We start from the raw sequence: 14,395 nt of genomic DNA on the forward strand, positions 1-14,395 counted from the left end.
GTCAACCCACGCAAATACTCTTGGCCACGGGCAGTCCATTGAAAGGCGAAGCGCTGGCACCAGCGTATGCCCCCATCGACGGAACCAAGATCAATTCACCGAGTTCCAATTCAGGAAGCAATTGGTCCTTCGAAACGATATCGCTTGAGTCACAAGTCGGACCGGCGACAACGCAAGATACTGTTTCCCGCGATCCATCGTTTTGAACAAGCAGTGGGAAATCAGTGTGGTCGAACATCTTTCCAGAGAACGAACCATAGATCCCATCATCGATGAAAATCCAAGGGGTTCCCCAGCGAGTGCTTTTCCCAATCACGGTCGTCGCAAGAGTCACACACTCGGTGCAAATCCCTCGTCCGGGCTCGGCAATCAATCGAATGTTGAGGTCACCAAAAGTTTCTTGTAGTCCAGTCGCAATCACGCCACAAAACGACTCCGCGGTTGGAACTTCGTCTCGATACGGCGCTGGAAACCCACCGCCGATATCGAGCACTTCCAAGGAATATCCAGCGGCAGTCGCGTCGTCCCAGACCATGCGGATTTGCCGAAGCACTGCACAATAGTCTTCAGGATTGAGACACTGGCTGCCGACGTGGAATGAGAAACCGCGAACATTCAGACCCATCGAACGAGCAACGGCCAACATTTCCAAAGCCTCGTCAGTCGCACAACCAAACTTGGCTGAAAGATTAATGCGACTCGACGATCCAGTCGTTGCCAACCGCAACAACAGATTCACGTCGGGGGTCAAACGAGCGATCTTTGCGGCTTCGATTGGGTTGTCGTAGACGAACCAACGCAGCCCAGCTTGATAGCACTCCAGCAGATTCGAATCTGTTTTACAGGGGTGCGTGTGCAGCATGCGATCGGGTGTGAATCCAGCCGCTAGTGCCGCGTGCATTTCGCCCGGCGAACAAACATCAACAAAACCATTCTCGGCACATAGCGTGGAAAGAATATGGTGATCGGGGTTCGCTTTGGCCGCATAGTAAAGATCGACGCCTGGCAACGCCTCTTTCATCGACCAGTAGGTCTCAATCAACTTAGGTTTGGAAACGATCAGCAGCGGGCTGCCGTGTTGCTCGGTTAGCTGGCGAGCTTGCTCAAACGAGACCTGCGATTGGGCAGTTCGTCCGAGGGCGATTGCCTCGCTAGGATCAGCGACACATGAGTCGCCGATGGTGGTGATGAAAGGAAGGGATTCGAAAGCGTGGTTACTACGCGAGCGCAGCGGTAGCCGTGCGATCATATGGCTAGGGTGCCTCAAAAAGGTCAATTGAGAGAAACTGAAAAAACGACAACCAAACAAATTCCCCTATCTTCAGGGAATCATGGCCGACTTTTCCTCGCTGTTATCGGGCCGCATCCGGGGCAGCAATAACGTGTTGACCTTCGCGAACGTCCCGCTTCTCAATGCGGGACCTCTAGGGTATGGCAACGTTGTGCTATCGGCTGGGTGATCTCGCTTTGGATCGTCCTGCCAGCGTTCATCCGATCGTCCGCCAGGAAGCTCCCAACGAAATTTCATTAAAACGCCATACACTTCTGTCCGTTCGCCAAAACAATGACGGAACCGACAGCCGGAATAGTATCGGTAGATTGAATTTTATGTCGAGAGCGAAAACGCCAAAATTTTGCCAGTCTATTTCTGCAGGTGCCGCCCCGGCCAAATCGCCTGCTTCGCTCGGGATAGACCGCCCGAGACCGCCTACCTGCCCCATAAAACGATGTCGATTCTTAGCAATTGAATCTTGTTGGTCGATCGACCACAATGCGGGGCTAAGTTTCCCATCTCGCCCCTCCCGGAGTTCCGACAACGTGTTTTACACCCGAGTCACTTTTGCTGTTTACCTCGCCCTGGTTGGCGGTTTCGCCGTCAACGGCTTCGCCCATGAGGGTCACGATCATGGCGATCATGATCACGACACAAAGACAGCCCAGGAATCGGCTAGCGATTCAGCCAACACTTTCACGGCCAATGGCAAAACCTTCCGCTGGGAACATCGTCCCGAATTAGGCAAACAATCTGAAAAGATGATCGCCGCAGCCAAAGGTGGCCTGCATAACAACGCCGACCAAGATGCCAGCACCCAAGAAATCGTGACCGTTGTCGCCCGCCACGGTCTCGTCACGCTGGACCCGGACATGAAGCAATGGACGCTCGTCGAAGGCCAAGACCCGATCTTCGCAAAAGGCATGAACGCCCACGGTGCCGATTGCTTTGAAATCGACGGCCAATCCTATTGGGCGTTTGCGTCGACCAATACCGGCCAAGTCGTCATTTCGAAACGAGGCGAAGTTGTCGCCAAGCTTACCCAACCCCAAGGCGACGAATTCGACAACCCAACGGTCAACGCATACTTCAAGGCCAAAGGCAAGTTCACCCCTTGCGACGTCGTATACGCACCGGAAGCCAAACGACTGGTGGTCGTCATCGGTTACGCTCCCGGTGACTTCGCACTGACCGCCGAGATTCAAGACGGCCAATGGGTTTGGGGACCAACCGCATGGGGCGGCAAGGAAGGCAAAGGCGGTCTATTCAGCACCGCGCACGGCGTCCAAGTCGGCTCCGACAATGGTCAAGAAATTGTCGAAGTTGCCTCACGTGCTCACGGTCGAGTCTACGCCTTCACCGCCGGCGGTGCTCAAGTGCGCATGCCTGGTTCCAATTCCGGCTACTACGTCCAACTGCCACCCGGATCCAACCCATGCAACCTTTCTCACAACGGTCAAAGCATCTTCTTGCCACTATTGAACCCACTTCCGAAGTCCAAGACGGCGTCCGTTTTGGTCGTTGAAGATGGCAAGCCCGCCGGGTTCTTAACCCCGGCAACGCACGACACGCTTTCCTACATGCGGCACATGCACGGTTTTTGCCCGGTTGAAAAAGACGGTAAGCTCTTCGGCATCGTCCTGTCCTGGCCCAATGGCGGCGAGAACAAAAAGGGACTGCGCAACGATGGCCAAATCGCCATCTTCGAAGCCGTAGAGCAGTAAGCTTTCTGGCTACAACTACCCGGGGAATCAACCGGGTTAGGCATTCAGGCAGAATGCATTCACCGAATCGCTTCTGCCCGCAACCCTGATAACCATCGAGAATACGTTTGTAGCCGGAGTCCCACTGACTTCGGCTACGGTCAAGCCTCTCTCTGCGAGAACGAACCTCTAGATACTTGGCACCAAGGGAATTGGCACCAACATCAGTCAGCCGACCGCGTTAGAGCGTTTTAGAAAAGGATGTAGGCGGTGTCGCCAGACTCCGGTGCTCTGAATTCTGTCCAATCCAGCTACAAAAACCAATCATGTAACGACCCAAAGTAGGCCGGATGAAGGAGGCTTTGCGACGCCCATCCGGCAGTCGCGTGAATGCCGGAACGTCGCTGCGCTTGGTCCGGCCTACGAACCACAAACTGAATTCTGGCGAACCCAGCTACCGGGATCGGGCACGTCAAAACTCAAAATGCTCTAGCCGCGGGTGTGCACGCTCGCATTCTTTTCGATCCCCACAACGAGTGCCCCACGGCGTGTACTGGGATTCGCATATATCCGTGCCAATCAAGCCTCGCGTATACGCTACGCATGAAGCGTAGGTCACTCGCGAAGCATCACAGCGACTTGATATCGGCCCCTTTCCGCAAGCCGCCCCAGATCAGCATCAAAGCACTAACGGCCAGCACAGCAAGTGTCACCAAGATTTGCCAAGGTTGCAGACGTTGACGAGATTGGAACTGCAGATCAAGCGTCAGCGGAGCGTTCTCTTCGACCTGGACGCTGCGTTTGAAAGTGAAGACCGAGCCTTCTTCTGGCATGTGGATCAAGATGGCTTGCGGTGCCGGTTCGGTGGTGTGCTGGTGCTGCACCAGGCGCCCGGCGATTCGTTGAAGCACGGCGTTGTCTTCGGTCGTGTTGCCACGCAAAAGTTCGCTTAATTGCTGAGGACGAAAATTCAGCTCGTCCTGCTGTAGGATCGGATTGGTCGCGGCCGCCTCGCGGAGTTGTGCGTGATCGCCCAGTGCGACATCGCCCGCCTGGTTATCCAGGTACATGCGTTGGCGACGCGTGTTCAGACCGACGATCGCTTGCTGGGTTTGCAGGTTTTCCAACTGCACCCGCGCGTCCTCGTTCGACGCTGCATCCAGTGCATATTGATTAGCAACACTGTTGAAAGCCCATTTCGCTTTAGACTGTTCCCCCGCCTGCAGCATCTGATTTGCCTGCTCAAGTAGCTCAGCAGCTTGCTTCGCCTGAACTTTCCGTTTGCCACTGACACTGGACAAATAGGAATTGCGATCATAGATGCCTCGCTTCACTTCTTCGACAAGTTCCAAATTGCCATCGTGATCGATCAAATCAAATCCTTTGGGAGCGATCACCTTCCACTGGATGTTTTCCAATGGCACGTTCAATTCGGGACTGGTCAAAGCCAACCTTCTAATCCGGTCCCCTGTAACTGAATACACAAGTCGCACCTTCGCCGTTCGCTCATCCATGCCGGGAAGGATGTAGAACTGCCAAGCGTTTTGCTTGCTGTTCAAGCGAATCGAGTTCACACTTTCGCCGTTGACGAAAATACTGAACAGTTCGCCTCCTTCGGGTAAGCGTACCGTGAGACTGCTTCGCTGGATCACTTCCATGGTCAAATCAACAGACGTGAGTTGATTGCCCAGCGGAGACAACACGGTGGTTAACGTTCCCGCCGCAACGCGAAGCTTCAACGCGTCGGCCAATGAGTGGCGTTTAACGGTCAGTTCCAACGAACCCGATGGGGCTGCCGAGCGAACCACGATCGATGGTGCATTGCGGTTCCCGGCGTTGCGAAGCGTGGTTGGAACGGTGTTCCAGTCTGCCCGTTGCCATCCGGATGTCAGCGTAGGCAATTCCAACTCCAACCGCCCTGCTGGACGGATCGCAAAGTAGTACGACAGTTGCTTGTTTTGAGGAAAACGAGCGGCGGCCAGTGTTTCGCGTTCGTCCTCGCGAGTCCCCCGTCGTTCATAGTCGATCCCAAATTGCACCTTCCCGATCACACGACGCTTGAACCGAAGTTCCCACACATTGGAATCCGGTGCGGTGGCGACCAAGTCGCTGACGCTATCACCGGTCGCCCGAACGGTCATCAAGTCGTCGTTTGCCGTAATCGGCAACACCACTTGCAACGACCGAATCGAAGCGTTCTGGACCTCGAAGTCTGCTTTCAATGCGGACCGTGTTTGTCCCTCTCGAAGCGTAACCTCATGAAGCACTTGGCCGGTGATCCATGGATCAAGCTTCTCGATGCCAAGCACCAAGTCCCAATCTTGTTGCAATAATCGGTACGCCAACGCACCCTGTGCTTGACCGCCAATCGTGCGAGGATCGGTTTCAGACAAGTTTTGACGAGTGATCGTCCTAAGACGAATGCCAGTGGTCGGTCGAATCACCAAATCGCCCGTTTGCCGTGTCGCTTCATTGACGGCGAAATGTGGGACTTTCCACTCCGCCACATCAATCGGTGCGGTGCCCGAAAGAGTCATTGCGAAACTCTGGGAACCAATCGTTTTTCCATTCAAATGCAACATGATTTGATGCTGATCCCCGTCACGCACCTCAGTCCAATGGTGCAACGCATCCCCGGTCAGTGATTCCACTTCCAAGCCCGGCGGCAATGGAAAACTCAATTGAAAGAGTCCCGTGCGAGTGATGTCCGCTGTGAAGTTCACCGCCAACACAACACGTTCGTCGCCTAACGAAATCACCTGTTTGCTGCTGACGCGGACTTCCGGTTGCACCGGCGCGACTCGCAATTTCAATTCCCCCCGCTCGCCGCCGTATCGGTAAACCCGATGCAACACGGCTTCTCGATTTGTTACCAACGATGCATCAAAATCAGTCAAGTTGACCGGCGACATGCCTTTCGCCTCCAGCTTCTCCGGCTGAGCCTCGGGACCGAACGCGACCGCGACCAATCCAACCTCACCGCCGCTTCCCTGCACGTGAATCGGGCTGAGCCCAACATCGGTGGGCAATGGGTCGAGCCCACGCTGCGTTTCAACGATGACTTCGAACGGTTGCGATTGAGGCGGCTCGATTTCCATTTGCAATCGTCCAGAGTCGGCATCGAATTGCCACGAACTGACGATCCCGCCGAGCAGTTCACGCTTCGCATTGTCGCCACGCCGATCGGCAACTCCAGCAACCGAACTGACCGTCAACCCCTTCGGAACAAGCAGTGTCAGTTCGCGGGTTTGACCTTGCGAGGTCCGAATGCTTATACGATGACGCCCATCGACGACACCTGGACTTGGCACATATAGATTTGAACTCTCTACAAAAAACTGTGTTTCTTCTGAGGCGACGTCTCGAGTTTTTGGTTTGAGTGAAACGATTGCCTGCCCGGGTCCCAGCAGCAGTTGGGCTTGCGTGTTTTCCGACGACTCGGATTTTTCGATCCGAACCGCCGCCTCACAAGTCACCTCCCATCCCGCATCGTCGTATACGAAATCAATCCGCTGTACCGTCGCAGCACCCGACAGAACTGGCACACCCTTCAGAGGATTGACCGATTCCAATTGATAGCGGAACTTCGCTTCGAAACGCCCTTGGACGGCATCGGCGGCTTCCGCTGGAGCATCATCCGCTTCCGATTCTTCCCCTTCCGTTTTCCCCTCGACGGGAATATGGATCACGTACGACAGGCCGTTTCCATCCACTTTTGATTTGGTCAGCCGTAAACCTTCGCCTTCGAAATCCGTCAGCGTCCCAGGCGATCGTAGCAGCAAGAAACGGTCACCGGGCTGACCAGACAAGACCATCGTCCCCTCGACTTCCAGTCGGGAATCGTTACTGGACATTACCCACTTTTGCTCGATCGAATCCGCGGCTTGATATCCATCGATATCATTGGCGAATCCTGAACTTTGCATCGACGCGAGAATCACAAGCAGGATACCAGTCGTGGTCGCAGTCTTTCGCTTTACGATCACGTTCTTGAACCAACCTTGAATCTGTTGACAGGATTCGATCGCCGGACGAACGAACAGCAGTACCAGGATCGCCAGTGCAAGCAGGACAAAGAACCACGGCGCACCACCGCCTTGAAGCAACACACCCAAGGCGACAAGCACGCCACCGAGACTACCTAAAACCGCAGATCGTTGCCGGGCGAATCCGCCGCCGGTTGGCGAGCCTGTAAAAAGTGAGCCAGCGATGCCGGCCAAACCGAACAGAAGCATGATTCCTCCTATCCACGACAAGCCAGCTAACCACGCGGGAGTCTGACTTAGATGAATCTGAACAAGTTGCCCTTCCGTCAAGATTGGCAAACTAAGCTGAAGCGTGCCGAGCAACTCACGATCCACCACTGCAGCACCAGCGGTAAGCAGTGAACCGACGATCGCGATCGCTAGTGAAAGTAGCCCCAGCGACCGCCACCCGACCGCCACCCGACCAACCGAACGATGCCGTGCCCATAAACCGATTCCGGTAAACAGTATGATCAGCAACAAAGGAATGATTCCGCGTTGGGCAACCCAAGCAAAACCCGACGGACGGGTCACGGGCTGAGCAGGCTGGACCGTTCCATGCTGGGGCACCAAGACGTACTTATCGTCCCCCGCGATACTCCACTGAGTTTTTAAAATCGGAACCATCACCTTGGGAAGCGTCAACTGTGGATGCGACTCATCGACAGACGGCTTTCCTAGCCGAAGCCGTACTTCTACCGAAGCGTTGGGATCCGACACGCCAGGCAAAGGAATCAAAGTCGACTCGCCCGCTTGCCTCGCTGTAACGGCTTTTCCATCGACCGAAACATCCCATAACCGAACGGGGGCATCGGGCATCTGAATTTCAAGCGAACGGCGACCACGCGATTTGACGTAATAAAGCACTTCGGTCACCAACTCACCATCAACCGATACCCGGCTGGTGGCTTCTGAAAATTCAACCACTTGTGCGGCCGTGCTTCCCGGCTGAAACCAATGAACGTCCAGCTTCAAGTCAAACGGTCGTTTAGTGTATTGCCATGTCCCGAGCGCCGGCGCCGTGCTCAACAAGCGAAACTCAGCAGGCAATTCAAGGGGATCGAGTGAGAGCAAGTCTTCCGAAACCGATTCGGTTTTCATCTCCACCTGCACCGGGCTAACGATTTGAATGAACCCTCGTTCGTCCTGCACACCCAACGGTACAACCTGCCCCGCTTGAAACGATCCGCCTTGCTCGCTTGCGGACTCCTGATCGCCCGGCTTTTCTTCATAGGTCACCAACAACGTGTAGGCTCCCATCACCGGTTGGTGCAACGTCACGACCAAGGTCTCACCATCACGCCGCCAAGTACGAACGTCTTGACCATCGACCATCACGTTGTTGAGCTCCGAAGGCACCGTGATTCGCCACTCCGAAACCGGCGATCCGGTCACGAAATAGTTCAGCAGCGAGCTGCCGTAAACGGTTTCTTGATTGAGCGAATAAAGATGAAAGACATCGGCTTGCACATTTCGCTCAAGCACTTCAATTCGCATCGTTGCCGACCAAGCCGGTTCACGAATCCGAAATGCTTGTTGCAAACCGGCAACGGGCTTCGGGAAGTAAGACAATGGCTTTTCGACCAAGCGGTTGGATTCCACCACCGCGATTCGAAATCCGGCGGCTGCAACAATGCCGATATTTCCGCGAACAGTCTTGGCGTCCGGATAGTCCAATCGAGGCAGCACCCAATCTTCCGCGATCGCGTTTTGGCTCTTTTCCAATAACAGAGAAAGCAACTGCCGGCCAGCGACATCATGGCTGAACATCACCTTCAACAATCGACGTTCGGCGTTTGTTTCCGAGGCAACGAGATAGTCCGCCACGCTAGCTCCATTGACCGCGACGACGGAATAGCCCGCTGGGATATCAATTTCCCAATCGCGAATGGACGCTTCACGCACGTCGAACTCAATATCCGCCTGGATCACACGATCGGATTCCGCAACCTGATACAGAACCAATTCCGACACGTGAATTTCAGGTTCGATACGGTCGGCGATCACCGTGAACTCGTGAGTACCTCGAGGAAAGCGATAGACGAAGACTTGCTTAGGTTCACCCGTGGTTGTTTTAGACGGATCTGCTTGACGCTTCCCAGCAATTGGCGTGTCGGGATACTGGTTGGGAGCCAATTGGGTGAGCCCCTCGAGCGCGGTGGGTTCCAAGCGAACGGCTCCCGAATTAACGATCCGCAGATATCCTGAATGGCGGATAGCACCGACCGGATTAAGCCGCATCCCCTCGACTCTTACTGGGAAAGCTCCCACCGGTGTCTGGCTTCGCACCTGAATCCTACTGGTCCCTGAAATCGGTCGGCTGAGCGTGACATTCAACAAACGCATGTCATCTTCATCCTCCACCTTCCACGCGACGATGTTGGCTCCCTGAACGTCGAGTATCTCACCGGGACCGTGAATCTGAACACTAAGTGATTTCAGTTGGCCTTGTAAAACTTGATAGGAAATCTGATGATCCTGCCGCATCAAACCCGCCCCGATTTCAACTTCAATCTGCCCGGTCGTGGTAAAGAAGAGTTTGCCGTCGCCGGTCTTTCGAATCGGTTTCCATTGCAATCTCGCTCGCCCGTTGGCCGGAAGATATCCCACCCATTGACCGTCCTGTCGTACCGGCACCACGGACTCGGGCGACTGCTGAAATTGAATATCTTCGTCGAGCCCCAGTAGCGTGATGGGAACGACGGCACTGGCGGCGATACTAAAGTCCATCCGGTGCCCATCCGCCTTTTCGTCAATCAACGAGGCAATCAGATTGACCTTCACATTGAACTGGCCGGCCTCGGGAAAAGTCATCTTGTAAACGGGTTGGGAGTCGGCGTTGACCAGACGCAATCGAAAGCCTTTGTTGTCCGGTAACTCACTGAGTGCTGCGTTGCCTGACAAAAAATCAATTTCAACATCGTCCTCGCTAACCGTCGCCGTTCCCTCGAACTGGATATCGATGGATTTCCCGTTAGGGTGAAGGGTGCCTTGAATCGTGGTTGACGACCACTCCACTGGCGCGGGCGCACCGCTCCGATGATTCAAGGAGAGTGATAGCTGACCTCCCAGTGATGTTTGGAGCCGAATCGCTTTTTCTTTGGATTCAAGCGGAACAAAACCTGATGCTTTGACCACCCTAACGGAAACTTCAGGAGAGTCATCCAAACGAATGGTGCTGGTGAATCCCACCGCATCACCGCGTCCTAAATGAGTCAGGTCAACGACCTCAGGAATCGCCAATTTTTTCGAACGTATGGAAATTTCGAACTCGGCACCCTCAACACCTTCCTTCAATTCCAAATCGACAAATCGATCTTTACCCACTTGCCGAACGGACCACGAAGTCAGCTCGTCGCCCGTCACGTCGACAACACTACCGTCGCCGTTGAGCTCCAGACTGAGAGTCTTCGCCTTCCCCTGAATGACTTTGATTGTCAGTTTGATCTGCTGATGAATCTGTTCATCTCGAATTGTTGCATCAGCCTCCGCTGCGGCGGAAAAGAACACTGGCGGCTCGGGCTGCTTGCCTCGTGTTTCGACAATGATAGTCCCAATCCCCTCGATTCCCGCTGAACGAGTGTCGGTAACACCAACATCCGTCGCCTCGCGATCGGGGCTCTCCTGAGCCCCAGCGTGACCTGCCAACACAAGGAACAGCCCCATCAATACAAGCGATGTGAACTTGGTAAGCAGTGACTGGTACATAGTTCTGTTGATGGGTTTCAGGAACGATGGGGGAACTTGGTTGTCGAACAAGGAATCACGCATGATGAAAAACGATGCCGAATTGGCAGAACGAAAGCGTCTGTGCCGGAAACGTTTCTCCGCTAGCACACCGCTCGTTCACTGCCCGCTGACCTGCCGAGCTTGGCCGATCATTTGTTGCAACTGGCTAATCCGTTCGGCTCGACGGACCGGTTCAGGAAGGCCTGCCACGAGGTTGAACAGTGTCTTCAAATCCACGGACTGTCCGGGTGCTTCGCCGCGAAGCTTCTCTGCGAGCATGGCAGCCGTGCCAGCGATGCGAAGGGAAGGAGTTGCTTGATCCAATCGCGGCGCATCGGGTTGATAAGGAATAGGCCAGCGTTTTTCGATCATCACCCCAGAAACAATGTCTCGGAATCGGACAGATACGGAACCAACATCCCCCATTCCATCTGGCTTGGGCTCAAACTGGTACACCGCCACACCGGCTTCCGCAGCCGCCATTTCCGCCGCATCAACTTGATCATTTCGGAAATCTTCTTTAGTCAAACGATGCTTTTCGAACCCAAGTAGCCGGTAATTTCCGACGCGATCTGGATTGAATTCGACTTGCACCTTGACGTTCTTTGCTGACGGACGAAGTGCTCCTGCAATCTGACGAGCAAATCCATCGTCGGCTGACTCTTGCGAATCAAGTAGGTAGTAGCGACCGTCTCCCTTCCGTGTGAGTGCTTCCAGAACATCATCGTTTAACCCGTCGGCACCGATACCAGCGGCATCGAAAGCGATCCCGGCATCCCGCATCGTCTGGACCGTTTGCGACAAACTTTCCGGATCCGCATCACCTAAGTTCACCGCTCCATCAGTCAACAAAACAACGCGGTTCTGGGCTAAATCGAGTTGCTGTTCCTGGGCCTTTTCGAAAGCCAGTTGAAGTGCGGATTCCATGTTGGTGCCGCCTTCGCTGGGAAGATTTTCGACGATGGTATTGAGTTGCTGCAAACCTTCGCCGCTCATTTGATCAGCCAACAGACGCGGTTGATTCGCAAAACTGATCATGGTGACTTGATCGTTCGGCTTTAACTGTTCGGTTAACGTTCGAAATGCGCGACGCACGGTTTGCTGACGATCCATCCGCTCCATCGAACCTGAGTTGTCCAACAGAAATGTCAGCCGAAGGGGTGTGTCACTAGCTCGTCCTTCCGCGGCGGTCCGCATCGAGACTCGAAGCAGGTTTCGCTGTTGCAAAAACGGATGCACCGCCTGCTCTAACTGGCAAGCCACCTTCTCATCACGCGTCGGCATGGGATCCCCGTAGTCAAATGCATTAACGAATTCTTCAACGCGTACCTTGTCAGGTGCAGGCCAAGAACCATGTGCTAACGCTGCACGTGCAAGCTTGAACGACACATCGCTAACGTGTAACGAAAAAGTTGAAAACGGCTCCGTCCGAGCGAGTTTTTCACCTAACCCAATCACGGCGGAAGAATAGAACTGCGATTGCGCGACTTCTTCCTCAGCATCGAACTCAAATGAATTCGCCACCTCCCGTTTCTCCTTCACTGCAGAACGGGTTCTAGCAACAGTACCGGCGACTTCGAGTGGGGGAACCTCCGGTACCAATTTCTCAATACTCAAACGGTCTGCCAATTCAAGATCCACATCGGATTCCGAGACCGAATCCGCCTCCCCCAACTTGATGGATCGCCGTCCGATTGCGGGGCCTTGTTGTCCCTGCAAAGGCACTTGTTTCTTCAATTCAGGAACCGCCAGTGCATCCATCCCCATGCCTCGGGTCGCCGACTTATCACGAGAACTGAACATCGGCAGGCCCAACGTTTGTCTAGGAATTGAGGCGTTGTTTTTCGCAGCCTCCAGTTCCAACTGACTTTCTTGATACCCACGCACATCACCATCGCCTAAAGACGGCCGGTTGTATTCTGCAAGATCTTTGGCGTTCACACTGTCGGAAGGCTGAAAACGCCAATCAGTCCCGCTAATACCAAGCTCATTCGGCGGTTGTAATTGGCTGTCGAACTGAACTGGCGGCGAAGGAGGCGGTGACGGTTCGTAGCCAAAGCGATCGTAACCGTCCGTGGGCGTCAGTGCCCTGCCCGCTTCGTTGAGTCGCCGTCCGTTCAATCCCTTGGAATCGGATTCCATACTAGAATCGAGAGTCTCACTACCATACGCCCACCCTTCAACAAGCTCTTCCTTTTCCAACCAAACAGACTGACTCTCGTCAATCTCGCCGTAGTTAAGAACGGAACCAGCAGATCGCCCGAGCGATTCCTCTTGGACCGCTTTGGCCGACGTCTCTACGTGAACGGCATCTTCACTCGCAAACTGCGAAAGGGCCACCATGGTTCGAGCCTGTTGCGAAGAAATCAACCAACTTCCGAACAAACCCGCGACACACAACACCGATGCGGCAATCACAAAACCGCGTAACCATCCAATCCCTCGTTGTGCGTCCCGGTCTGATTGCGACTTTATTGAAGTCGCCTGGGAGTCGTCTTGCTTTGCCAATCCAATTGAATCTCGCTCGCTAGAGACCGTTTCGACTGACTCCGGTGCAACACTGCGATTCTCTTTCGATTCGCTAATCACTGACAGCAGCGACTCACGCTTTTCACTGGACAGCTTCCAGTTTTCGTCGCCGCCTGCTCCGTCAACGTTCGCCCACTGCTGGAGTGTTTCACTGACTTGTTGGATCTCTTGATAAAAGTCTGCAACGTCGGGCTGCTGCGAAATCAACAGCTGCAGTTCTTCACGTTCCGCATCAGAAACTTCACCATGAACAAGCGCAACGATACGCATTTCCATGTCAGGGTCGATCGGTGATTGATTTGATTCTTGATTCATGAGATTTCATCGATTCCAAGTTGACGCAGCCTGGATGCAAGCCCTTGCAAAATATGGTGCATGCGGTAACCGACGTTTCCGACACTGAGTTGGGTTTGTTCGCTAATTTCTCGGTAACGGAAGCCCCCGAAGTATTTCAACTGGACGATTTCACGATCCGTTTCTTGTAATTCGTCAACTAGTTTTGACAGCACTCCCACAGCTTCTCGACGCTGCAGTTGCTGGTCAGGCGACTCTTGACGTTCGTCAGAATCGTTTCCATCCAGTTCTGAATCGCCATTAGGTTCACGACGATGTGCGCGGATAAAATCGAATGCACGATTTCGAACCGTCTGAAACAACCAAGCTCGAGGCGTCTCGACTTCATCCCAACGAATATGCAGTTGTAAGAACGCTTCCTGAACAATCTCTTCAGCCACCTCACGCTGTCTTACGAGGCTGTAAGCAAAGCGAAGCAACGGCGACTCTTCGACATCAAAGACTTCCCGCAGTGTGGGCGCAGCCACTTCCTGGAAATCGGGCTCGATGACTCGTGGAGTCGAGTTCAACATCTAGACGTTTCACAGCGTTGGCGGTTCTGAAACACGATTTAATCCCCCTCACTACAAGGAAGACGCTATTCCGACGAACTTATTAGGCTGTTTAGAAAACTTTTCCGATGTTCGTCCTGGCTCTTGAAGAAGCTGGGTAGCCGATATCGTGAAACATTGAGCTTTTACCGCGCCCCGACCTGACCATTTCAGTTTCGCGTTTAGGCCCACCAGCAGCATTGTTCACACAATCCCCGCGCCTCAAGATTTCATCTTAAGCAATACAGCGGC

General features: G+C 54.0%; 6 protein-coding genes. 1 reads left to right on the forward strand and 5 read right to left on the reverse strand.

All coding sequences use genetic code 11. The features are described 5' to 3' along the window. Position 1 precedes the first annotated feature (1 nt). Positions 2-1,249, reverse strand: coding sequence for a type III PLP-dependent enzyme (locus tag ACR3ZL_RS00300; protein ID WP_473649869.1), 1,248 nt, complete (start codon positions 1,247-1,249; stop codon positions 2-4). Between the two features lie 72 nt (positions 1,250-1,321). Next, positions 1,322-1,528 carry a hypothetical protein gene (locus ACR3ZL_RS00305; RefSeq protein WP_473649868.1) on the reverse strand — a complete coding sequence of 69 codons (207 nt, stop codon included), beginning with the start codon at positions 1,526-1,528 and terminating at the stop codon, positions 1,322-1,324. Between the two features lie 290 nt (positions 1,529-1,818). Here ACR3ZL_RS00305 and ACR3ZL_RS00310 point away from each other — a divergent pair, with 290 nt between their 5' ends. After that, the gene (locus ACR3ZL_RS00310) at positions 1,819-2,997 is read left to right on the forward strand and encodes a hypothetical protein (protein ID WP_473649867.1); all 1,179 of its coding nucleotides are present in this window, start codon (positions 1,819-1,821) and stop codon (positions 2,995-2,997) included. Between the two features lie 608 nt (positions 2,998-3,605). Here ACR3ZL_RS00310 and ACR3ZL_RS00315 read toward each other — a convergent pair. The 3 genes from ACR3ZL_RS00315 to ACR3ZL_RS00325 all read right to left on the reverse strand — a co-directional run bounded on the left by ACR3ZL_RS00315 (position 3,606) and on the right by ACR3ZL_RS00325 (position 14,125). Beyond that, positions 3,606-10,709 carry a class I SAM-dependent methyltransferase gene (locus ACR3ZL_RS00315; protein WP_473649866.1) on the reverse strand — a complete coding sequence of 2,368 codons (7,104 nt, stop codon included), beginning with the start codon at positions 10,707-10,709 and terminating at the stop codon, positions 3,606-3,608. Positions 10,710-10,847: 138 nt separating this feature from the next. Beyond that, positions 10,848-13,574 carry a vWA domain-containing protein gene (locus tag ACR3ZL_RS00320; RefSeq protein ID WP_473649865.1) on the reverse strand — a complete coding sequence of 909 codons (2,727 nt, stop codon included), beginning with the start codon at positions 13,572-13,574 and terminating at the stop codon, positions 10,848-10,850. Continuing rightward, positions 13,571-14,125 (reverse strand): RNA polymerase sigma factor, encoded by a 555-nt coding sequence (locus ACR3ZL_RS00325; RefSeq protein WP_473649864.1) that lies wholly within the window; start codon positions 14,123-14,125, stop codon positions 13,571-13,573. The genes ACR3ZL_RS00320 and ACR3ZL_RS00325 overlap by 4 nt, the downstream gene beginning before the upstream one ends. Positions 14,126-14,395: the final 270 nt, after the last annotated feature.

This window comes from Rhodopirellula sp. J20-39 (assembly GCF_057365095.1).

Coding starts and splice junctions, on each gene's coding strand:
- ACR3ZL_RS00320 (WP_473649865.1), bottom strand. CDS start 13,574: ATGAATCAAGAATCAAATCAATCACCGATCGACCCTGACATGGAAATG.
- ACR3ZL_RS00300 (WP_473649869.1), bottom strand. CDS start 1,249: ATGATCGCACGGCTACCGCTGCGCTCGCGTAGTAACCACGCTTTCGAA.
- ACR3ZL_RS00305 (WP_473649868.1), bottom strand. CDS start 1,528: ATGAAATTTCGTTGGGAGCTTCCTGGCGGACGATCGGATGAACGCTGG.
- ACR3ZL_RS00325 (WP_473649864.1), bottom strand. CDS start 14,125: ATGTTGAACTCGACTCCACGAGTCATCGAGCCCGATTTCCAGGAAGTG.
- ACR3ZL_RS00315 (WP_473649866.1), bottom strand. CDS start 10,709: ATGTACCAGTCACTGCTTACCAAGTTCACATCGCTTGTATTGATGGGG.